Annotated in this window: 21 protein-coding genes; 13 read left to right on the top strand and 8 right to left on the bottom strand. The window is 67.4% G+C overall.

The genetic code is table 11. The annotated features are described in order from the left end of the window. Position 1: 1 nt before the first annotated feature. Positions 2-1,120: an isoaspartyl peptidase/L-asparaginase family protein gene (locus G9473_RS15370; protein WP_291134585.1), complete on the bottom strand. Its 1,119-nt coding sequence runs from the start codon at positions 1,118-1,120 to the stop codon at positions 2-4. A 60-nt stretch (positions 1,121-1,180) separates the two neighbouring features. On the opposite strand from G9473_RS15370, the gene G9473_RS15365 reads away from it, so the two are divergent. After that, entirely contained in the window at positions 1,181-2,128 is a 948-nt protein-coding gene (locus G9473_RS15365; RefSeq protein ID WP_291134583.1) for an SDR family NAD(P)-dependent oxidoreductase, read from the top strand. Here the strand turns inward: G9473_RS15365 and G9473_RS15360 are convergent. Further along, positions 2,125-3,063: an alpha/beta hydrolase gene (locus G9473_RS15360; RefSeq protein ID WP_291134581.1), complete on the bottom strand. Its 939-nt coding sequence runs from the start codon at positions 3,061-3,063 to the stop codon at positions 2,125-2,127. The genes G9473_RS15365 and G9473_RS15360 overlap by 4 nt on opposite strands. 282 nt (positions 3,064-3,345) lie before the next feature. Between G9473_RS15360 and ispG the strand changes: the two genes are divergently transcribed. From ispG to G9473_RS15330, 6 genes are all read left to right on the top strand, one after another. After that, entirely contained in the window at positions 3,346-4,497 is a 1,152-nt protein-coding gene (ispG, locus tag G9473_RS15355; protein ID WP_291134579.1) for a flavodoxin-dependent (E)-4-hydroxy-3-methylbut-2-enyl-diphosphate synthase, read from the top strand. A 1-nt stretch (position 4,498) separates the two neighbouring features. Next, positions 4,499-4,702, top strand: coding sequence for a hypothetical protein (locus tag G9473_RS15350; protein ID WP_291134577.1), 204 nt, complete (start codon positions 4,499-4,501; stop codon positions 4,700-4,702). Then, entirely contained in the window at positions 4,699-5,193 is a 495-nt protein-coding gene (locus G9473_RS15345) for a thioredoxin family protein (RefSeq protein WP_291134575.1), read from the top strand. Before G9473_RS15350 ends, G9473_RS15345 begins: the two co-directional genes overlap by 4 nt. 23 nt (positions 5,194-5,216) lie before the next feature. Further along, the gene (locus G9473_RS15340; RefSeq protein ID WP_291134573.1) at positions 5,217-6,149 is read left to right on the top strand and encodes a histone deacetylase; all 933 of its coding nucleotides are present in this window, start codon (positions 5,217-5,219) and stop codon (positions 6,147-6,149) included. Between the two features lie 82 nt (positions 6,150-6,231). Next, positions 6,232-6,933 carry a murein L,D-transpeptidase catalytic domain-containing protein gene (locus G9473_RS15335; protein ID WP_291134571.1) on the top strand — a complete coding sequence of 234 codons (702 nt, stop codon included), beginning with the start codon at positions 6,232-6,234 and terminating at the stop codon, positions 6,931-6,933. A 4-nt stretch (positions 6,934-6,937) separates the two neighbouring features. Further along, complete coding sequence (locus G9473_RS15330) at positions 6,938-7,438, top strand: hypothetical protein (RefSeq protein WP_291134569.1); 501 nt, start codon at positions 6,938-6,940, stop codon at positions 7,436-7,438. On the opposite strand, the gene G9473_RS15325 is transcribed toward G9473_RS15330, so the two are convergent. Next, positions 7,435-8,832: a L,D-transpeptidase family protein gene (locus tag G9473_RS15325; protein ID WP_291134567.1), complete on the bottom strand. Its 1,398-nt coding sequence runs from the start codon at positions 8,830-8,832 to the stop codon at positions 7,435-7,437. The two genes, G9473_RS15330 and G9473_RS15325, sit on opposite strands and share 4 nt — an antisense overlap. 189 nt (positions 8,833-9,021) lie before the next feature. Here G9473_RS15325 and G9473_RS15320 point away from each other — a divergent pair, with 189 nt between their 5' ends. The 4 genes from G9473_RS15320 to G9473_RS15305 all read left to right on the top strand — a co-directional run bounded on the left by G9473_RS15320 (position 9,022) and on the right by G9473_RS15305 (position 14,656). Continuing rightward, positions 9,022-9,954 (top strand): DMT family transporter, encoded by a 933-nt coding sequence (locus G9473_RS15320; RefSeq protein WP_291134566.1) that lies wholly within the window; start codon positions 9,022-9,024, stop codon positions 9,952-9,954. Positions 9,955-10,103: 149 nt separating this feature from the next. Further along, positions 10,104-12,776: an aconitate hydratase AcnA gene (gene acnA, locus G9473_RS15315; protein ID WP_291134564.1), complete on the top strand. Its 2,673-nt coding sequence runs from the start codon at positions 10,104-10,106 to the stop codon at positions 12,774-12,776. Positions 12,777-12,802: 26 nt separating this feature from the next. Continuing rightward, positions 12,803-13,264 (top strand): rhodanese-like domain-containing protein, encoded by a 462-nt coding sequence (locus G9473_RS15310; RefSeq protein WP_291134562.1) that lies wholly within the window; start codon positions 12,803-12,805, stop codon positions 13,262-13,264. A 57-nt stretch (positions 13,265-13,321) separates the two neighbouring features. Continuing rightward, positions 13,322-14,656 carry a hypothetical protein gene (locus G9473_RS15305; RefSeq protein ID WP_291134560.1) on the top strand — a complete coding sequence of 445 codons (1,335 nt, stop codon included), beginning with the start codon at positions 13,322-13,324 and terminating at the stop codon, positions 14,654-14,656. A 663-nt stretch (positions 14,657-15,319) separates the two neighbouring features. On the opposite strand, the gene ruvB is transcribed toward G9473_RS15305, so the two are convergent. Genes ruvB through ruvA form a run of 5 tightly spaced genes read right to left on the bottom strand, consistent with a single transcriptional unit; the run spans position 15,320 to position 18,315 of the window. Next, complete coding sequence (ruvB, locus tag G9473_RS15300; RefSeq protein ID WP_291134558.1) at positions 15,320-16,360, bottom strand: Holliday junction branch migration DNA helicase RuvB; 1,041 nt, start codon at positions 16,358-16,360, stop codon at positions 15,320-15,322. Next, a complete protein-coding gene (locus G9473_RS15295; protein ID WP_291134556.1) occupies positions 16,353-16,775 on the bottom strand; it encodes a hypothetical protein in 423 nt (140 codons plus the stop codon). The genes ruvB and G9473_RS15295 overlap by 8 nt, the downstream gene beginning before the upstream one ends. After that, positions 16,775-17,284, bottom strand: a complete 510-nt coding sequence (locus tag G9473_RS15290; RefSeq protein WP_291134555.1) for a DsrE family protein — start codon at positions 17,282-17,284, stop codon at positions 16,775-16,777. Before G9473_RS15290 ends, G9473_RS15295 begins: the two co-directional genes overlap by 1 nt. Before the next feature lie 27 nt (positions 17,285-17,311). After that, entirely contained in the window at positions 17,312-17,665 is a 354-nt protein-coding gene (locus G9473_RS15285) for a GFA family protein (protein WP_291138526.1), read from the bottom strand. A 41-nt stretch (positions 17,666-17,706) separates the two neighbouring features. Then, positions 17,707-18,315, bottom strand: coding sequence for a Holliday junction branch migration protein RuvA (ruvA, locus tag G9473_RS15280; protein WP_291134553.1), 609 nt, complete (start codon positions 18,313-18,315; stop codon positions 17,707-17,709). 166 nt (positions 18,316-18,481) lie between these two features. Here ruvA and aroC point away from each other — a divergent pair, with 166 nt between their 5' ends. Together aroC and G9473_RS15270 are read left to right on the top strand one after the other, a co-directional pair. After that, entirely contained in the window at positions 18,482-19,552 is a 1,071-nt protein-coding gene (gene aroC, locus G9473_RS15275) for a chorismate synthase (protein ID WP_291134551.1), read from the top strand. 197 nt (positions 19,553-19,749) lie between these two features. Then, the gene (locus G9473_RS15270) at positions 19,750-20,877 is read left to right on the top strand and encodes a metallophosphoesterase (RefSeq protein WP_291134549.1); all 1,128 of its coding nucleotides are present in this window, start codon (positions 19,750-19,752) and stop codon (positions 20,875-20,877) included. The last annotated feature ends 78 nt before the right edge of the window (positions 20,878-20,955 follow it).

The following is a 20,955-nucleotide window of genomic DNA, read 5'->3' as shown; positions in this document are numbered from 1 at the left end:
CTCAGTGATCCGGCGTGTTCGACGCGCCCGCCTCCACGTCGCCGCCGAAGATCGCGACCTCGCGCATCCCGCTGCTGTCGGCGCGGCCGCGATACATGCCGGTGGTGTTGAAGCTGAACAGCGCGTGGCCCTCAGGCGTCACGAGGATCACCCCGCCATCGCCGCCGAGTTGCTTGACCTCGGCCATGACGGCATCGGCAGTCATCTGCGCGTCGAACTCGGCGTAGTCGTCAGTTGTCCAGTTTTCGACACCGGGATAATGAACGCTCCAGCCTCGGTCCGGCTTTCCTTCTACGGACGAGATACGCAGTCGCGTGCAGATCTCCTGCGCCACCCCGACCCGGATGAAATACTCGCCCCACCCCGTCGCCGACACCGCGCAGCTCCGATTGTCCGCATAGGTCCCCGCGCCGATCACCGGCGCATCGCCGATCCGGCCCCAGCGCTTTCCCGTCATGCCCCCGGTCGAGGTGCCCGCGGCGAGGTTGCCCTCCATGTCGAGCGCCACTGCGCCCACGGTCCCGAACTTGGTATCCACGTCAAGCGCGGACAGAGCCTCGGCCTTCATCCGCTCGAGCGCCTCGCGCCGCGCCTCGGTCGCGAAATATTCGGGCGGCGCGGTCTCGATCCCCTGCGTCGCCGCAAATTGTTCCGCCCCCTCGCCCATCAGGAAGACGTGTTCGCTTTCGGTGCGGACCGCGTCGGCGAGCAGGATCGGGTTCTTTATGGTCGTAACCCCCGTCACCGCGCCGGCGCTGCGATCGCGCCCGTCCATGATCGAGGCGTCGAGTTCGTTGCGGCCCTCCCACGTGAACACCGCGCCCTTGCCCGCATTGAACAGCGGCGAATTCTCCATCGGAATGATCGCGGCCTTCACCGCCTCCATCGCGCTGCCGCCACTGGCAAGCACCTTCGCCCCGGCATCGAGCGCTTCCTGCAGCGCGGCTTCATAGGCGGCGCGGCGTTCGGGCGTCATCCGGTCCGGATCGAGCGTCCCCGCCCCGCCGTGGATCGCGATCGACCATTTCGGCTGGTCGGCGGGCATTGCGGCCTCCTCGGCAGCGGAAGGGGCGGTCAGGGCGAAAAGCGCGGCGAGCGCTGCAAGCATGGCCTTTTTCATGAGTTGAACGCCTAGCCCGAAAGCGGGCATCACGCCAAGGCGATAAAGGGAGAGAGCGCGATGGCTTACGGCAAGCAGACGACCACCGACGAGGTTCTGGAGGGCAAGGACCTTTCCGGCCTCACCGCCTTCGTGACGGGCGGCAATTCGGGGCTCGGGCAGGAGACGGGCCGCGCGCTCGCGGCAAAAGGCGCGCACCTGGTGCTGGCCGGGCGGGACCAGGTGAAGCTGGACGAAGCCGCCAAGGCGATCCGTTCCGAGACGGGCAGCGAAACCGTCGAGACGATCATCTGCGACCTCGGCGACCTAGCGAGCCTCGCCGCCTGCACCGAGGAAGCGCGCGGGCGGCTGGAAAAGATCGACTTCCTCATCAACAATGCCGGGGTCATGGCGACCCCCTTCGAGCACACCAAGGACGGGTTCGAGCGCCAGTTCGGGACCAACCATCTCGGCCATTTCGCGCTTACCGCGGGGCTGATGCCGCTCGTCATGGCGGGCGAGGCGAAGCGGATCGTCAACCTCTCCAGCCGCGCGCACCACATGGGCGGCGTCGACCTCGACGACCCGCATTTCGAGCGGCGCGACTACAATCCCTGGGCAAGCTACGGCCAGTCCAAGACCGCGAACGTGCTCTTCACCGTGGAGCTGGAGAAACGCTACGCCGGGCAGGGCATCCACTCCTACGCCGTCCACCCGGGCGGGATCGACACCAATCTCGGCCGCCACCTCACGCCGGAAATGGCCAAGGCGCTGATGGAGCGGGTGCAGGCGAGCGATGCGAACTTCCAGTGGAAGACCATTCCGCAGGGCGCTGCGACGAGCGTGTGGGCGGCGACCAGCGAAGAGGTGGCGGGCCGCGGCGGGGTCTATTGCGAGGACTGCGGCGTGGCCCCGGTCGACGACGAGGCCGAGGATCGCGGCGTGCGCTCCTATGCGCTCGACGGTGAAAGCGCCGCGCGGCTGTGGGAGATGAGCGAGCGGATGACGGGCGTGAGCTACCCGGTCTAGCCGCGCAGGAAGTCCTTCATCAGCGCGAAGACGTCCTTCGCCTCACGCGTCGGCGTGATCGCCATGAAGACGTGCGGCGCCGCCTCGTATTCGTAGAGCTTCGCATCCACCCCTGCATCGCGCAGCTTGCTCGCGAAAGTGCGCGAATCGACGATGAACAGGTCGTGCCGCCCAGTCCAGATGCGGGTCGGCGGAAGCTGGGCGAGGTCTTCCTTCGACGTGTGGAGCGGGCTGCATTCCGGGCTCGCCGGGTCGCGCTCGCCTGCATAGATTGCGCCCGTCGCGCGCAGCGTACCGATCTTGAGCATCGCGTCATGCGGCTCGACCGCGCGCATCGCCTCGTCGCGCATGGTGAGGTCGAGCCACGGCGCGAACAGCGCGAGCCTGCCGGGCTGCTTGCCCCCAGCACGCGCCAGCCGCAGCGCGAGGGTGAGCGCCATGTGCCCGCCCGCGCTGTCGCCGCAGAGCACGACCTTCGCCGGGTCGTGGACCTCGGCAAGCTGCGCGAAACAGGCATCGGCGAGCGCGTCCTGCACGCTCGCCGGGCTTTCGGGGACGACATTATAGAGCGGCAGTGTGATCGACAGGCCGCAGGTCTCGACCAGCTTCGCGGCGAGCGGCCAGTGCACGTCGAACATCGGCAGGACGAAGCCGCCGCCGTGGAAATAGAGCATATGCCATTCGCCGGGGCCGGATTTCGGGTGGAGCGTGACGACCTCCTGCCCCTCGACGGTGCGCCGCTCGACGATGAAACGCTTTTCGAACTTCGCCGGCATCGGCGCGTCCTGCGGTGGCTCGCGCTGGGCGAGCTTTTCGCGGAAGCCTTCGGGGCTGTGCGGGAAGACGGGCTTTCGCCGTTTCATCAGCCACACCACCGCCCGCATCAGCAGGCTGGCGCGCTCGCTGCGCAATTCGGTCGTCGATCCCTGAAGCATGGTGTCTCTCCCTTTCGCGGGAAGGCAAGCGCGCGGCGGGCCGGGTGTCAAGCGGATGAGTTCTTGATGGCGGTCGCGCTCTCGCGCGACGCTTACCCCCCGCCCCCGGAGTCTTCGGTTCGGTCGCGCTATCGCGCGACGCTGACCTCCCGCCCCGCCTCCCCACCCGGCCACCAATAATACCATCAGGCTATGGTGGCCTGGTGGGGAGGCGGGGCGGGAGGTCTGACACCAATAGAGATGTCATTGCCCCGAAACGCTCGCGTGATTATATCTACGGCCATGTCTGTGAGACCCTGGCGCGATATCGAGCGGCGTGAATGCCGGCAGATCATGGTGGGCAACGTGCCCGTGGGCGGCGATGCGCCGATCACGGTGCAGACCATGACCAACACCCCGACCGAGGACGTGAAGGCGACGATCGACCAGATCCGCCGCTGCGAGGATGTCGGCTGCGACATCATCCGCGTCTCCTGCCCGACCGAGGAATCGACCCGCGCCTTCCGCCAGATCACCCGCGCGGCGCATATCCCGGTCGTTGCCGACATCCATTTCCACTACAAGCGCGCATTGGAAGCCGCCGATGCGGGCGCGGCCTGTCTGCGTATCAATCCCGGAAATATCGGCTCGGCCGACCGCGTCGCCGAAGTGGTCCGCGCGGCCAAGGCGAACGGCTGCGCGATCCGCATCGGGGTGAACGCGGGATCGCTCGAGAAGGACCTGCTCGAAAAATACGGTGAGCCCTGCCCCGAGGCGCTGATCGAAAGCGCATTGGACCACATCAAGCTGCTGCAGGACCACGACTTCCACGAATTCAAGGTCGCGGTGAAGGCCTCCGACGTCTTCCTCGCGGTCGCGGCCTATCACGGGCTGGCCGAGACGGTCGATTGCCCGCTGCATCTCGGCATCACCGAGGCGGGCGGGCTGATCGGCGGGACGGTGAAATCCTCGATCGGCATCGGCTCGCTGCTGTGGGCGGGCATCGGCGATACGATCCGCGTCTCGCTTTCTGCCGAGCCCGAGGAAGAGGTCAAGGTCGGCTACGAGATGCTCAAGGCCCTCGGCCTGCGCACCCGCGGCGTGCGCGTCGTCTCCTGCCCGTCCTGCTCGCGCCAGGGCTTCGACGTGATCCGCACGGTCGAGACGCTCGAAAAGCGGCTCGAACATATCAAGACGCCGATGAGCCTTTCGGTGCTCGGCTGCGTCGTCAACGGACCCGGCGAAGCGCGCGAAACCGATATCGGCCTAACCGGCGGCGGCAATGGCAAGCACATGGTCTACCTCTCCGGCGTCAAGGCGCACGCGATCGACGACGAGGATATGCTCGACCATATCGTGCGCCTCGTGGAGGAAAAGGCCGCCGCGATCGAAGCGGGCGAGGCCGTCGCCTTCGACCCGCACGCGGCCGAGCAAACGCCGGAAGCCGCCGAGTAGCGTGGCGCGCGGCCCCGCCCTTTCCCGGACGCGCGCGATCGGCGCTGCGCTGGGCGCTTTTGCGGTCGGCGCGGTCGCCGTGGGTGCGGTCGCCATCGGAACCGTCGCCGTCGCGCGGCTGGCGGTGAACCGCCTGCGCATCCGCGATGCCAAGGTCGAGGTGCTGCGCATCGGACAATTGAGACTCGAGGACCAGCGCGGGTGATCCGCCTCCCTGTTGCGCTTTTCGCGGCCCTCGCGCTTGCCGCCTGTGCAAGCGTTCCGGCAGCGCCGACCTATCCCGAAGCGCGCTCCTATGCCGTCTCCGACAACGCGATGGGCGATGTCCACGCCGCGCTCGCCAGCGCAGCCATGTCGGGCAAGCGCGTGCTGCTGGTCATGGGCGCGAACTGGTGCCACGACAGCCGCGCGCTCGCCGGGTGGCTCGAAAGCCCGCGCATCGCGGAGTTGGTAGAGCGTGAATATGAACTGGTCTTCGTCAATATCGGAATGCCGCAGACCGGCGACGGGCATAACCTTGCCATCGCACGAAGCTTCGGCCTCGAAGAATTGCCTGGGACGCCCAACCTGCTGGTCCTGACGGCGGACGGAACGCTTGTGAACCCGGACACCGCGACCACCTGGCGCAACGCCGCGAGCCGCAGCGAGGCAGAGATCTTCGCCGAACTGGAACGGCTGGCCGGCGCGCCCGTTTGATCCGGGTTGATGCTCCCAGTCCAATGCTGCACGTCGTCCATCACGCCGATTACATGGCTCCGCGTCCCGAACGCGGGACGTTCAAGTTCGACAAGTATTACCTCGTGATGGAGGAACTGCGCGCGAGCGGCGCCCCCATCACCGAGCACGCCCCTGATCCCGCCCCCCGCGAATGGCTCGAGGCGGTGCACGACCCGCACTATGTCGAGGAAGTCTTCACCGTCTCCGTGCCCCGAGAGAAGGAACGGCGCATCGGCTTTCCCGTGACCGAGCGGATCCGCGACCGGGTCCGGCACACCAATGGCGGGACATGGCTCGCAGCGCACCTCGCCATGACCCACGGCTACGCCGCCAACAGCGCGGCGGGGAGCCACCATGCGCTGGCGAATACGGGCGCGGGCTATTGCGTGTTCAATGACCTCGCGGTCGCCTCCAATCGCCTGATCGCGGAAGGCAGCGCGCGCCGCATCCTGATCGTCGATCTCGACGTCCACCAGGGCGACGGCACCGCGAGCCTCACCGCGCTGCGCGACGACATCTTCACCCTTTCGCTTCATGCCGAGAAGAACTTCCCGGTGCGCAAGGCCCGCTCGAACTGCGACGTGCCGCTGCCCGACGGGCTGGACGACGATGGTTACATGGAGGCGCTCGAAGCGCACCTGCCGCGCATCATGGACGAATTCGCGCCCGACCTCGTGCTCTACCAGGCGGGCGTCGATCCCCATGTCGACGACAAGCTCGGGCGGCTCGCGCTGACCGATACGGGGCTCGAACGGCGCGACCGTTTCGTGGTGTCGCAAGCTAGGGCACGCGGCCTTCCGGTCGCCTCGGCGCTCGGCGGCGGCTATGGCGAGGACCAGCGCGAAGTCGCCCGCCGCCACGCCCGCTCGATGCTCGCCATGGCCGACGAGAACGCGCGCCGCGCCCGCGCCCCGTCGATGAAACGGAGCCACTGACCTACGGAATGCCCCCTATCTGCGGCGAACCGCAATTAAATGCTCACATCCGGGCAAGCTTCGCGCTATATGTTGCGAGGATATGAAGCGTCGCACTCTCATCAAGGGCGCGCTGGTCGGCGGGGCGCTGCTCGCCTCGCCCGCCGCCCGCCTCGCCGCCCAACCGATCAAGGGCTCCGCGCGCGACCGCGCGCTCTTCGCCATCGCCCGGCGCGAACTCGAACGCGCGGGCGATGCGATCTGGAAACGCGACATCGTCGGCATCGCCGATTACGGCGTCCATTCGGCCGAGCGCCGGTTCCATTTCGTCAATCTCGACCGCCAAGAAGTCCATTCCTACCACGTCAGCCACGGTCAGGGGTCCGATCCCGAACATGACGGCGTGCTCAACCGCTATTCCAATGTCGAAGGTTCGAACGCGACCAGTCGCGGAGCCTATGTCACGTGGGAATGGTACAAGGGCAAGTACGGCACTTCCGTTCGCCTCGGCGGGCTGGACGAGACGAACGACAACGCGCTCCGCCGCTACATCGTGATGCACCGCGCCGACTATGCCGAACCTTCGCATATCGACCGCTGGGGCAGGCTCGGGCGCTCGAACGGCTGCTTCGCCATGGGCGAGGAACAGTTCCGCATCGCGCTGATGAACCTGTCGGGCGGGCGCCTGCTGTTCGCCGACAGCCTCGGCCTGCAGGAGGACGGGAGCCTCCGCTCCGCCAACCTCGAACCGCTGCGCCCGACGCAGCCGAGCGACCTCCAGCGCTACGTCACCGGCGCTTTCTGAGGCAATGCGCTACCGCGCGGGCTTCGGCGCACCGGTAAGCCGCCTGACCGCGACCGCCTCCGCCATCGTCCCGACGAGCATCATCGCGGGCGCGATCGGCACGGCCTGCCTGATGCTGTTCTATCTCCTTGCCGCCATGGCAGCCGGGGAGTTTTTCTCGCTGTCGCTGGACGGAATGCTGTCCTTCCTCGTGGTGGGAGGCTTCGCGGTTGCGGTCGGTTCGATCGCAGGAGCCTTCGTGACCGCCTTCTATCTCGTCATCTTCGGCTTGCCCGTGGCGTTGCTGCTGGGCGAGCGTATCCGCACGCCCAAAGGGCTCGCCATCTCCATGGCGACCGGCGCGGGCGCAGCTGCCGTGGTGAGCCGCTTCATGTGGAGCGTGCCGTGGGTTTCGGGCGAGCCGCTGCTGTGGGAACACGCGCTGGTGCTGGACTCCTTCGTCCTGCCTGCGGCGTGGTTCTACCGGCGGCAGGTCATCGCGATGCTGGACGAATTGCCCGACTAGCCCTCGTCCCTCGGGTCGTTCTCGATCACGATCACCTCGTCGTCGATGACATTGCTGCGGTCGCGCACGCGCGGCTGGTCGAGGCTCGCCAGCACCGGGGCGTCGCGCCCGTAGATGTCCTCGAACTCGGTCATCTCGCCGTCGACGTTCGTGCCGTAGGTGAAATAGGTGATGTAGGCCGGGATCTTCCGGTCGATCTCCACCTTCGTGTATTCGCCCGAGGTCGAGATCTCCACCGCCTCGTCGCGGGTCGCGCCCTTGCCGAGGATCGCCAGCGTCATACCGAGCTCCAGCGCGCGCTCGGTGCGGATGCAGCCGTGCGACAGCGCGCGCTCGTCTTGCGCGAAGAGGTGGCGCGAGGGCGTGTCGTGGAAGAAGATCGCGTGCGGGTTCGGCATTTCCAGCTTCACCCGACCCAGCGAATTGGTCGGCCCGGGCTGCTGCACGACCGAGATATAGCCGTTCGCGCCCTTCGTCGCCTTGTAGCCCTTGGCCCGCGCCCAGGCGGGATTCGCCAGCACGCGCGCGCCCAGCCCCTCGCCCTTTACGATGCTCTGCGGCACGGTCCAGGTCGGGTTGAACACCACGCCCTCGACCATTTCGGCCAGTTGCGGCGTCGCGGTGCGGCCCGGCTTGCCGACGATGGTGCGGTAGGTCTTCAGCGCCTTGTCCCCGACCGTCAGGCGAAGCTGGTATTCGGGGACATTGGTGATGAGGTAAAGCTGGCCGAGATCGCGCGGCAGCCAGCGCCAGCGGTCCATGTTGGCACGGATCAGCTTGCGGCGTTCGGCGTCCTCTTGCGGGGTCGCGGCGAGTTCGTCGCGCAGGCGGGCATAGTCCGGATAGGTCGGATTGAGGCTTTCGAGCGTGCCCGCGATGTCGCCCGTCTCCAGCGCCTTTTCGAGCAGGTCGCCGGTGCGGTAGCGGTCGCGGTCGGGATCGAACACGAACCACTGCTTGCGCGCCTCCATCGGGGTGCGCCCGTCACGCAGGTCCTCGACCAGCCAGACGAAATTGCGCGAGGCTATTTCGTCGAGCTCCTGCGACGGGCCCGAAGCGAGCGCGGTCCTGAGAGCCTGCAGATCATAGTCGCGCGGGTCGAGCCCCTCGGCGGCGATCCCTTCGATGAAGACGGCGAGTTTTTCCGCATGGGCGATGCTCCAGGGCTGCACCAGCGGGCCGGGCGGCTCGAGATCGCCCTGCACCACGGGGTCGGAGATCATGCGCGGGAAGGCTTCGTCGAAACTCGCGTCCGCTTCGCTTGCCTGCTCTGGCTCTTCGGGAAGGAGATTCTCCGCCGGGCGCTCCTGCGCGGCCGCCCCGCCCGTCCCAGCGACAAGGCCGAGCGCCAGCGCGGCGAGGCCGCCCGCCAGCAGGTTCACGCGATATTTCATGGCTCGTTCCACCGTCCTGCACCGCGTTTCACACGCGGTTCTTGTTGTTGTGCGGATCAATATACCCCCGCTCTCGCCCCCCTATCAATGGGGATGGCTTTCGCTGGGCTGAATCGCCCCCTTGGCAGCAGCGCCTGCCGGGGAAACGAGCGTGACGCGGGCACGCGGTCATATTAGTCCGGGCGAGCCATGTCCGCCGCGCCGCCCGATCCGAAACGCCTCGCGCCCTTCGCCGCCGCTTTCGCGGGCGTGGGATTTCTCGCGCTGATGGACGCCTTCATGAAAGGGTCCGCGCTCGTCACCGGGGCCTACACCGCGACCATGCTGCGCTCCTTCATCGGAGCGGCGCTGATCGCGCCCTTCTGGCTGGCGCGAGGGCCGTCATGGCCGCGGGGCACTCTGCTCAAGCTGCATCTCGAACGCGGGATCATCTCGGCCTTCATGGCGCTGTCCTTCTTCTATGCGTTGACCAAGCTGCCGCTGGCCGAGGCGATCGCGCTGTCCTTCATCGCCCCGCTGCTCGCGCTCTATTTCGCGCACCTCCTGCTCGGCGAGAAGATAAGGCGCGAGGCGATTGCTGCGAGCCTGCTGGGCCTTGCGGGCACGCTGGTGATCGTCGGCGGGCGGATCGGCGAAGGCGAATTCGACGCGGACGCCGCCTATGGCCTTGCAGCCCTCGCCTTTTCCGCCGTGCTCTATGCCTACGGCTTCATCGTCATCCGCCGCCAGAGCCAGCTCGCCGGCCCGGTCGAGATCGCGACCTTCCATTCGGGCATCGGCGGGCTGGTCCTGCTCGTCTTCGCGCCGTTCGCATGGGAAACGCCGGGGCTGGAGGTCATGGGCGGGATCGCGGCGGCTGGCGTGCTGACGGTCGCGGGATCGATGGCGATCGCCTGGGCCTATGCGCGCGAGGAGGCGCAGGCGCTCGTGCCCATCGAATATTCCGGGTTCCTGTGGGCGAGCCTGTTCGGCTGGCTGTTCTTCCGCGAGGCGGTGACCCTGCCGACGCTCGCCGGCGCGGGGCTGATCGTGGCGGGCTGCTGGCTCGTCACCCGCCGCGCGCCGCCGTCGGCCCCGAACGATCCCGCCGCCAACCCTTCAACCGATCCGACAAACGTCTGATTCCGGCCCTTCGCACCCCCGCGCGCCCTTGACCTTAGGCCCGCAGTCCAGCAATTGCGCGCACGAGAAATTCATCCGGGCCGAACGCGCCCGGACCCCTTTTGAGCCGCGGCGCAAAAGGGCCACAGCCAGAAGGATGGGACACGATCATGACCGATACCGGCAAGGACACGCTGGGCACCCGCTCGACGCTCACCGTGGGCGGCAAGGACTACGCCTATTACTCGCTCGCCAAGGCGGCGGAGAAGCTGGGCGACGTGTCGCGCCTGCCGATCTCGATGAAGGTCTTGCTCGAGAATATGCTGCGTTTCGAGGACGGGGGCTTTACCGTCGGCGAGGACGATATCCAGGCGATCATCGACTGGCAGAAGGATCCCAAGACCGGCTCGGAAATCCAGTATCGCCCCGCACGCGTGCTGCTGCAGGACTTCACCGGCGTGCCCTGCGTGGTCGACCTCGCCGCGATGCGCGATGCGATCAAGAAGCTGGGCGGCGACACCGCCAAGATCAATCCGCAGGTTCCCGTCAACCTCGTGATCGACCACTCGGTCATGGTCGACGAATTCGGCCATCCCAAGGCGATGGAACACAACATGGCGCTCGAATACGAGCGCAATGCGGAACGCTACGACTTCCTCAAGTGGGGTTCGAAGAGCTTCGAGAACTTCTCCGCCGTGCCTCCCGGCACGGGCATCTGCCACCAGGTGAACCTCGAACACATCGCCAAGGGCGTGTGGTCGTCCGAAGGGCCGGACGGGCAGATGGTCGCCTATCCCGACACCTGCGTCGGCACGGACAGCCACACCACGATGATCAACGGTCTCGGCGTGCTCGGCTGGGGCGTTGGCGGGATCGAGGCCGAGGCCGCGATGCTCGGCCAGCCGATTTCGATGCTGATCCCCGAAGTCGTCGGCTTCAAGCTCGAAGGCCGCATGGCCGAGGGCGTCACCGCGACCGACCTCGTGCTGACCTGCGTGCAGATGCTGCGCGAAGTCGGCGTCGTCGGCCGCTTCGTCGAATTCTACGGGCCGGGCGTCGCCAACCTCACGCTCGCCGACCGCGCGACCATCGCCAACATGGCCCCCGAATACGGCGCGACCTGCGGCTTCTTCGGCATCGACGAGGCGACCATCGACTACCTGCGCCTCACCGGTCGCTCGGAAGAGACCATCGCGCTCGTCGAAGCCTATTCGAAGGAGCAGGGGATGTGGTTCGACCCCGAGGCCGAGCCGGTCTTCACCAAGACGCTCGAACTCGACATGGCCAGCGTCGTCCCCAGCCTTGCAGGCCCCAAGCGCCCGCAGGACAAGGTCATCCTCCCCGAGGTGGACGAGCTGTTCAACCGCGACCTCAAGTCGATCTACAAGAAGGACAAGCCGCTGCGCGTGGGCGTCGAGGGCGCGAACCACGACATCGGCGACGGCGACGTGGTGATTGCCGCCATCACCAGCTGCACCAACACCTCGAACCCGGACGTGCTGATCGCCGCCGGCCTCGTCGCCAAGAAGGCGAACGAGCGCGGGCTCAAGCCCAAGCCGTGGGTCAAGACCAGCCTCGCGCCGGGATCGCAGGTGGTCACCGACTACCTCGTGAAGTCCGGCCTGCAGGAGCATCTCGACGCGATCGGCTTCGACCTCGTCGGCTATGGCTGCACCACCTGCATCGGCAATTCCGGCCCGCTCGCCCCGCCGATTTCCAATGCGATCAACGAAAACGACATTGTCGCGGCATCGGTCCTTTCGGGTAATCGCAATTTCGAAGGTCGCGTTTCGCCCGACGTGCGCGCCAACTTCCTCGCCTCGCCGCCGCTGGTCGTCGCCTATGCGCTCAAGGGCACGGTGACCGAGGACATCACCGAAACCCCGATCGGCACGGACAAGGACGGCAAGGACGTGATGCTCGCCGACCTGTGGCCGACCAATGCCGAGATCGCCGAACACCGTGCGGCCAATATCGACCGTTCGATGTTCGAGGCGCGCTACGCCAACGTCTATGACGGCGACGAGCACTGGCAGGCGATCACGGTCGAACCGTCAGACACCTACAAGTGGCGCGCCGGGTCCACCTATGTCGCCAACCCGCCCTATTTCGACGGGATGGACATGACCCCGGCGCCGGTCACCGACATCGTGGATGCAAAGCCGCTCGCGATCCTCGGCGACAGCGTGACCACCGACCACATCTCGCCCGCAGGGTCGATCAAGGAAGACAGCCCGGCGGGCTCCTACCTGATCTCGAACCAGGTGCAGAAGAAGGACTTCAACTCCTACGGCTCGCGCCGCGGCAACCACGAAGTGATGATGCGCGGCACCTTCGCCAACATCCGCATCCGCAACGAGATGGTCCCCGGAGTCGAGGGCGGTTACACCACCTATAACGGCGAGAAGATGCCGATCTACGACGCCGCGATGAAGCACAAGGCGGACGGCACGCCGCTCGTCGTCGTCGCGGGCAAGGAATACGGCACCGGCTCTTCGCGCGACTGGGCGGCCAAGGGCACGATCCTGCTGGGCGTGCGCGCGGTGATCGTCGAAAGCTTCGAGCGCATCCACCGCTCGAACCTCGTCGGCATGGGCGTGCTGCCGCTCCAGTTCAAGGACGGCGACACGCGCGAGACGCTCGGCCTCACCGCCGAGGACACTTTCTCGATCAAGGGTCTTGCCGACCTCACCCCCGCGCAGGACGTGGAAATCGAAGTCACCCGCAAGGACGGGACGAAATTCACTTTCACCGCGCTCTGCCGTATCGATACGGCGAACGAAATGGAGTATTATCGCAACGGCGGCATCCTCCACTACGTGCTGCGCAAGCTGGCGGCCTGAGGAGCCACGAGAAACCGGAGATCACCATGCGAACCGCGCTTTTCCTGCCCCTTGTCGCCCTGGCGGCCTGTGCGCCTTCGGACGAAAGCGGCGAGGAAAAGCGCGCTCCGGCAACGCCTTTCGGTTTCGAACTCGCCTCCGCGCAGGAAGGCATCGCCGCGCCGGTATCCCCGGTCATCGACCTTGCCCCGGCAGAATTGCGCGCGCGACTCGGGACCGGCGCCGTGCGCCTGATCGACGTGCGCACCGATGCCGAAGTGGCCGAAGGGATCATCCCGGGGGCCGAACATATCGCGCTCGATCGCTTCGACCCGGCCGCGCTTGCGTTGTCGGAAGACGAAGTGGTGGTGCTCTATTGCCGCTCGGGACGCCGCTCGGGCATCGCGGCGGAGCGGCTGGCGGCGCACACCGGCGAACCGGCGGCGCATCTCGCAGGCGGCATCCTTGCGTGGCAGCAGGCTGACGGAGAGATCGTCCGGCCCGAATAGGCCAGCTGCGCCGCGCCCGACCGTCAGGCTGCGGCCTTTTCCCGCTTGTCTGTCTTCTTGCGCCGGCGAAGCACGGCAGCCGCGGCGAGCCCGAACAGGCCGACCATCGGCGGCGCGGGCACTTCGACCCCGCTGCTGGTCCCGCCCGACGAACTCGACGACGAGGACGAACTCGAGGAGCTCGAGGAGGAGCTGGACGAGGAAGAACTCGACCCGCCGCTGGTGGTCGATCCGCCCGTGCTCGAGCCCGAAGAGGACGACGAACTCGAAGACGAGGAAGACGACGAGGAGCTGGTGCTGCTCGTGAGATCGCCCGACGTGCTGCCCCCGCTGGTCGCCCCACCCGAACTCGAGGAAGACGACGAGGACGAGGACGAGGACGAAGAGGACGAGGACGAACCCGAGCCGCCGCTGGAGCCGCCCGTGCTGGTCCCGGGATGCCCGCTCGACCCACCGCTGGACGCACCGCCAGAGGAGCTGGAGGAGGACGACGAACTCGAGGAAGAGGAGGAGGAGGACGAACTGGAGCTCGAGGAGGAACTCGAGACATTGCCCGAACTGCTCGAAACCCCGCCGGTCGAGCTCGACACGTTGCCGGAAGAGCTGGAGACGTTGCCGGAAGAGCTCGACACATTACCCGAAGAGCTGGAGACGTTGCCCGAGGAACTCGAGACATTGCCGGACGAGGACGAGACCGACCCCGTGCTCGAAGAGACGGAACCGGACGAGCTCGAAACCGAACCCGTGCTGGAGGACACTGCCCCGGTGCTCGAGGACACGGTGCCCGTGCTCGATGAAACCGCGCCGCTGCTGCTCGATACGTTGCCGGACGAACTGGTGGAGCTGCTCGAAACCGCTCCCGTGCTCGAGGACACATTGCCCGACGAACTGGTCGAACTGCTCGAAACCGCACCCGTGCTCGAGGATACATTGCCCGAGGACGACGAGGACGTGCTCGACACCGCCCCGGTGCTCGAGGAAACGGCCCCGGTCGAGGTGCTGGTCGAGACCTGGCCGGTCGAGGACGAGATCGAGCCCGTCGACGAGGTCGAGGTGACCGTGCCCGAGGACGAGGTGGTCGAGGTCGAATTGTCGATGTCGATGTCGATCACGACCCCGCTCGTGCCCCCGTTCGAGGTCGTGCCGCCCGAAGTCGAGCTGACATCGCCCGAAGAACTGACATCGCCCGAAGTCGACCCGCCGCTGGTCGAGGTGGTGGTCGACACCGAGACATCGCCCGAGGACGATCCGCCCCCGCCGCCGCCGAAGAAGCCGCCGAAAAACCCTCCGCCGAAACCGCCGCCGAAACCGCCCAGCCCGCCGCCGATGATCGCGGGCGCTGCACCGCCGCCGCCGATCGGCGGGAGCGGGGGCAGCGGCGCGGGCGCATAGGCGACCTGCTGGATCGGGGGGCATTCCTCGGGATCGAAATAGGCCTGCACAGCGCCCTGCGGTGCGCTCGTCGCCATGCCGGGCGCGCCGGCATAGGGCTGGCACTCGATCGTGCGCTCGACGATGCGGCGGCGCCGCAGCTCCGGCTCGGGAATGATGCGCTCGCGGGTCTTGATGTATTTCGGCTCGGCGATCTGCGGCGCGGTCTTGATGTACTTGCCGTCGCGCGCGGTCTGAACCAGCCGCCCGTCGAGGTCGGTGGTGTAGTCGGGATCCTCGGTCGTCATCGGCTCGGCCGTGCGCACCGCGCCGCCCTGCTGGGCGACCTGCAGCGCGCCGCCGGTCATCAGGGCGACGCCCGCGGCGGTTGCGGAGAGCTTTGCTGCTGCCAGTTTGAGCGACATGGACCCACCTTACAAAATGCATTCATCGACGCATCCGTCCGGGCAGCGAGCCTGCTCCGGCACGGTTTGCGCCTTGCCTGTGTGATGGCGAAAGCGCTGCGAGGGCAACGCCGTTAACCACCCCTGCAAACCCAGAATGGCTGGAAACGCGCGGAAATCACGGCTTTTGCGAGTGGCTGTCCCATTCCGGCACCGAAAGCCGGGCAGAGATTAGCTGCAGGGCGGCGAGATGGTTAACGCAGCCCTGCCCGGCGCCCGGTCAGTCGTCCTCGCCGAACATCCCGATCTGGCCGTGCGCAGGCCGCCCCGGCGGTGTCAGGCCGAGATGCTCCCAGCCCGCATCGTTGAGCACCCGCCCGCGCGCGGTGCGGGCGAGCAGGCCGAGCTGAATGAGATAGGGCTCGACCACTTCCTCGACCGTGTCGCGCGGCTCCGCCAGTCCTGCGGCGAGCGTCTCCACCCCCACAGGGCCGCCCTTGTAGGTGGTCGCGATCATGGTGAGATAGCGCCGGTCCATCGCGTCGAGCCCGAGCCGATCGATCTCCAGCCGGGTGAGCGCGTCGTCGGCCATCGCCTTCGTCACCGTGCCTTGCTGCGCGACATGGGCGAAGTCGCGCACGCGCCGCAGCAGCCGCCCGGCGACCCTCGGCGTCCCGCGGCTTCGGCGGGCGATCTCGCGCGCGCCCTCGGGCTCGATGGCAAGGCCGAGCAATCGCGCCCCGCGCGTGACGACGAGGTCGAGCTCGTCGTGGGTGTAGAAATTGAGCCTGACGGGAATCCCGAAACGGTCGCGCAGCGGCGTCGTCAGCAGCCCTTGCCGCGTGGTCGCGCCGATCAGGGTAAAGGGCGGCAGGTCGATCCTGACGGAGCGCGCCGAGGGCCCCTCGCCGATGATGATGTCGAGCGCGCGGTCCTCCATCGCGGGATAGAGCACTTCCTCGACCACCGGATTGAGCCGGTGGATCTCGTCGATGAAGAGGACGTCGTGCGGTTCGAGATTGGTGAGCAGCGCGGCAAGGTCGCCCGCCTTGGCGATGACGGGGCCGGAGGTCGCGCGGAAACCGACCCCGAGCTCGCCCGCAACGATCTGCGCGAGCGTGGTCTTGCCGAGGCCGGGCGGACCGAAGAAGAGCGTATGGTCCATCGCCTCCCCCCGGCCCTTGGCGCTCTCGATGAAGACCCGCAGGTTATCGCGCGCGGCCTCCTGCCCGATGAACTCGCCGAGCGATTTGGGGCGCAGCGCGGCGTCCGGGTCGCCGGGCTGCGGCGCGGGGGAATGGAGGGGGGCAGGATCAGTCACTTGTCCGCACCTTCAGGTCATGCCCGCAATTGGCGCAGCGGCGATGCGGCCACCAAGTCCCGCGGGCGTGATCGGCCATGTAGCCGGTGGGCGGAGCGCGGTCGAAGATCGACTGACCGCAGGCCGGGCAATAGCGTGAACCGAGCAGGCCGCCGATGATTTCGGGGGTGAGAGGCGTCAACCCGTAGCGCGGAATTGGCAGGAAGACCACGAACCAGAAGGCGAAAGCGGTCACGGCCATTGCTGGCCAGCCGAGGATCGCAAAGACGAGGGCCAAAGGAAAAGCCGCATGGCTCGTGGCCCCGGCGGCACGCGCCCAGGCCCAGACTGGATAGGGCGCATAGCGTTTGGGTGAGCGATCTGGTTCACCGTCGCTGACCAGCGCCAGCCGCAGCCGCAGGGAATCCCAATCCATCAAAACGGGTTCACCGTATAGCCGCGCTGCTGCAGCACCGCGTGGGCCGTCATCGCCGAAAGCGACATCTCGACGCCGGGGATGAGGTCTTCCGACGCAATGCCGTAGGCGACCGCGCTCTGGCCGCACAACACGAAGCGCACGTCCTCGGCGAGCAGCGCCTCGACGAGCGCGCGCGAGGGGTTGTCGTCCGCGCTCAGCAGTTCGAGCGAAGCCTTGCCGTGGACCACCACGACGAGGCGGATGTTTTCCTCCGGCACGCCGCTTGCGACATGCATGTTGAGGAAGCGCGCCGCCGCCATGAAGCCGCGATTGGGCCCGCTTTCGCCGGCCGCCTCGCTGACGTCGAAGGCGACCTGAAACTCTGCATCGGCGGGCAATTGGTCGACACCGGGGACGGGAGCGTGCGGACCGAATTCCTCGAGCACCGGCCCGGTCTTGAACGCGCTCATATCCTGCGCGGCGGCGGGGGCTGCCACGGCCAGGAGGGCGATCAGTGCAATCCTCATGCGTGTGTTCTCCATTGCGGGCATCGCTCAGTCATGATGTTCGACCTCGCCTGCGATCTCCACCCATTCGTGCCGCCGCGCTTCGTAGACCGAGCGGGTGGGCGCGGGAAAGGCGGGGTCCGTGAACAGGCCGACCGGGACCGCGACGCTATCGTCCGCCGATTCCGTGACATACCAGACGGTCGAACCGCATTCCGGGCAGAAATGATAGAGCACGGTCCCGCCGCTGTCGGCGGTTCGCGCCCATACGCGGCTCTCTCCGGCGAAGGTGACCTTGTCGGCGGGCCAGCGCGCCTGCACCGAAAAGGCCGATCCGGTGCGTTTCTGGCAGGCGAGGCAGTGGCAGACCGATACGCGCGAGGGCGTGCCCGCGCAGGTCACGGACAAGGCACCGCAACGGCATGAGGCCCGCCGCCTTTGCATCACCCCGCCGCCCGTTTCAGCGCCACGCGTATGAGCTCGCTCTCGCTCGCATCCTCGCCCAGTTCGGCCTGCGCGCGGGCGACGGCCTGCGCGGCGACGGCGGGCTTGAAGCCGAGATTTTCGAGCGCGCTCACCGCATCCGCGCTCGCCGAGCCCGCCGGGGCGACCTTCGCCGCTCCTGCACCAGCCACCGAACCGCCCGGAAGCGCGCCCGCTTTTTCCTTCAGCTCGTTGACGATCCGCCCGGCGAGCTTGGGCCCCACCCCGTTCGCGCGCGCCACGCTCGCCGCGTCGCCTGCCGCGCAGGCATCGCGCAACTCGCCGGTCGACAGAGCCGAAAGGATCGCGAGGCCGACCTTGCTGCCCACCCCCTGAACGCCGGTGAGCAGGCGAAACCAGTCGCGCTCGCTCGCCTCGGCGAAACCGAGCAGGCGTATGTCGTTCTCGCTCACCTGCAGGTCGGTGTGGACCGTGCACGCCTCGCCCACCTCGCCCAGGACGGAGAGCGTGCGGGCCGAGCAATGGACGAGATAGCCGACGCCGCCGACGTCGACGATCGCCCAGTCCTCGCCGGTTTCGTCGAGGCGGCCCTTAAGCTTTGCAATCATGGTTTGTTCCTGCACCAAGCCGCGCCCGATTGCCAGCGCCGCGCGTGCGTTATCGTCGGCGCACAGCCTGTTGCCGCATCGCCGCCACGCCGCCTCCACGTCTCCGGGCGCCCGAATGCCGCCATAATCTCGACTCGGCGCCCGAATCCGCTAAGGCTGGGCGTGTATGAGCTTCAACACTTTCGGGCGCGTGCTGCGCTTTTCGACATGGGGGGAAAGCCACGGGCCGGCGCTGGGCGCGGTGGTGGACGGCTGCCCACCGGGCCTGAGCTTGCGCGAGAAGGACATCCAGCCCTATCTCGACGCGCGCCGTCCGGGGCAGAGCCGCTTCACCACCCAGCGGCGCGAGGCCGACCAGGTCCGCATCCTGTCGGGGGTGTTCGAGGAAAAGACCACCGGCACGCCGATCTCGCTGATGATCGAGAACACCGACCAGCGATCCAAGGACTATTCCGAGATCGCACGCAGCTATCGTCCGGGCCATGCCGACTATGCCTATGACGCGAAATACGGCCACCGCGACTATCGCGGCGGCGGGCGCTCGTCGGCGCGCGAGACGGCGGCGCGGGTCGCGGCCGGAGCGGTCGCGCGGGCGATCATCCCCGAGGTGACGATCCACGCCTATGTCTGCGAACTGGGCGGCGATGCGATCGAGCGCGAGGCGATCGATTACGACCAGATCACGAAAAATCCCTTCTTCTGCCCGGACAGCTGGGCCGCGGTCCGCTGGGAGGAGAAAATCGAGAAGGCGCGGAAGGACGGCTCATCGCTCGGCGCGGTGGTCGAATGCGTCGCTCTCGGCGTCCCGGCGGGCTGGGGCGCGCCGGTCTATGCCAAGCTCGACGCAGACATTGCGAGCGCCATGATGAGCATCAACGCGGTCAAGGGGGTGGAGATTGGCGACGGCTTCGAAGCGGCGCGGCTGACCGGGGTCGAGAACGCCGACGCGATGAGCCCCGGCCCCGACGGCAAGCCGGTCTTCGCAAGCAACCACGCGGGCGGCACGGCGGGGGGCATTTCGACCGGGCAACCGGTGGTGTGCCGGGTGGCGTTCAAGCCGACCTCCTCGATCCTCACGCCCGTGCCCTCGATCAATTCGGACGGCGAGCCGGTCGAGGTCGTCACCAAGGGCCGCCACGACCCCTGCGTGGGCATCCGCGGCGCGCCGGTGGTGGCGGCGATGATGGCGCTGGTGCTGGCGGACCACAAGATGCTGCACCGCGCTCAAGTAGCGTAAGCGGTAGCGCAAAAAAACGCGCTCAAGTAGCGTAAGCGGTAGCGCAAAAAAGAACGCGCTCACGCAGCCTAAGCGGTAGCGCGACAGGAACACCCTCAAGTAGCGTAGCGGTAGCACAGATGAACCCGCTCCCGCTCGCCGTAGCGCGGCGGTAACATTCGCCCAGCACGGCGTTCCGTGAAAAGGGAGACTTGTCCATGATCCGCCTCGCGCTTCCCCTCGTCCTTGCACTCGCCGGCGCGCCGCTGGCGGCGCATCCGCACCACGCCCCGACTGCCGGCCAGGCACAGCCGGAGGAAACCCCGCCGGAACAGGAGCCCTCGCGCGTCAACCCGCGGATCGAGGCCGAGATTCCCGACGAGGCTCGCGGCGCGGAGAGCGCGGCGCTGCCGTGGACCAGCCTCGAGGCGCTCGACGCCGAGGCGCGCTTCCATTTCGTCGTCGTTTCCGACCGCACCGGCGGCCACCGCCCCGGCGTGTGGCAGGACGCGATGGACAAGATCGACCTCGTCCAGCCCGCCTTCGTCGTCAGCGTCGGCGATCTTATCGAGGGCTACACCGAGGACCGCCGCCAGCTGAAACGCGAATGGGACGAGATCGACCGCATGATCGGCACGCTCGATTCGCCGTTCTTCTACGTGCCGGGCAACCACGACTATTCAAACGAGGTCATGGCCGAGGTCTGGGCCGAACGGCTCGGCGCATCGTGGTACAGCTTCACCTATAAGGGCGCGCTTTTCGTCGTGCTCAATTCCGCGCTGTTCGACCGCGAGGGGCTCGAAGGCTACGGCGAGCGCGGCGGGGACTGGGCCGCGGAACAGGCGAAGCAGCTCGCCTGGCTTGAGAAGACGCTGGATGCGAACGAGGACGCGCGCTGGACCTTCCTGTTCATGCACCGCCCGTTCTGGCTGGAGACCTTCGTGCGGCCCGAAGAGGGCGAGGATGTTCCCGCGACGGGGCCCTGGCCGAAACACACGCGCAGCCCGAGCGAATGGGGCAAGGTCGAAGCGATGCTCGGCCGCCGTCCCTACACTTTCCTGTCGGGGCACGAGCACGTCTACAACTACGAGGAAACGCCCGGCGTGCCGCACCAGCATCGCATCACGCTCGCCTCGACCGGCGGGGTCTCGGCCTCGCGCGGGGTCGAATACGGCGAATTCGACCACTTCCTGTGGATCACCATGACCAACGACGGACCGGTGATCGCCAACCTGCTTCTCGACGGCGTGTTGCCCGCCGACCTCCAGCCGGAATACCGCCGCCCGTGGTGGGCCCCGCGCGATCCGTCCGATCCGCAGGCGGGTGACGGGTCCGGAGCCGAATAGCGCGCCTGACAAGGACTCTTGACTGACAAGAGCTCTTTACAGTAAAGAGCTCTTGTCAGGCGGCGATTCGCCGCGAGG

This window comes from Erythrobacter sp. (genome assembly GCF_011765465.1).
Classification (GTDB): domain Bacteria; phylum Pseudomonadota; class Alphaproteobacteria; order Sphingomonadales; family Sphingomonadaceae; genus Erythrobacter.
This window is presented reverse-complemented; position numbering and strand designations above follow the sequence as displayed.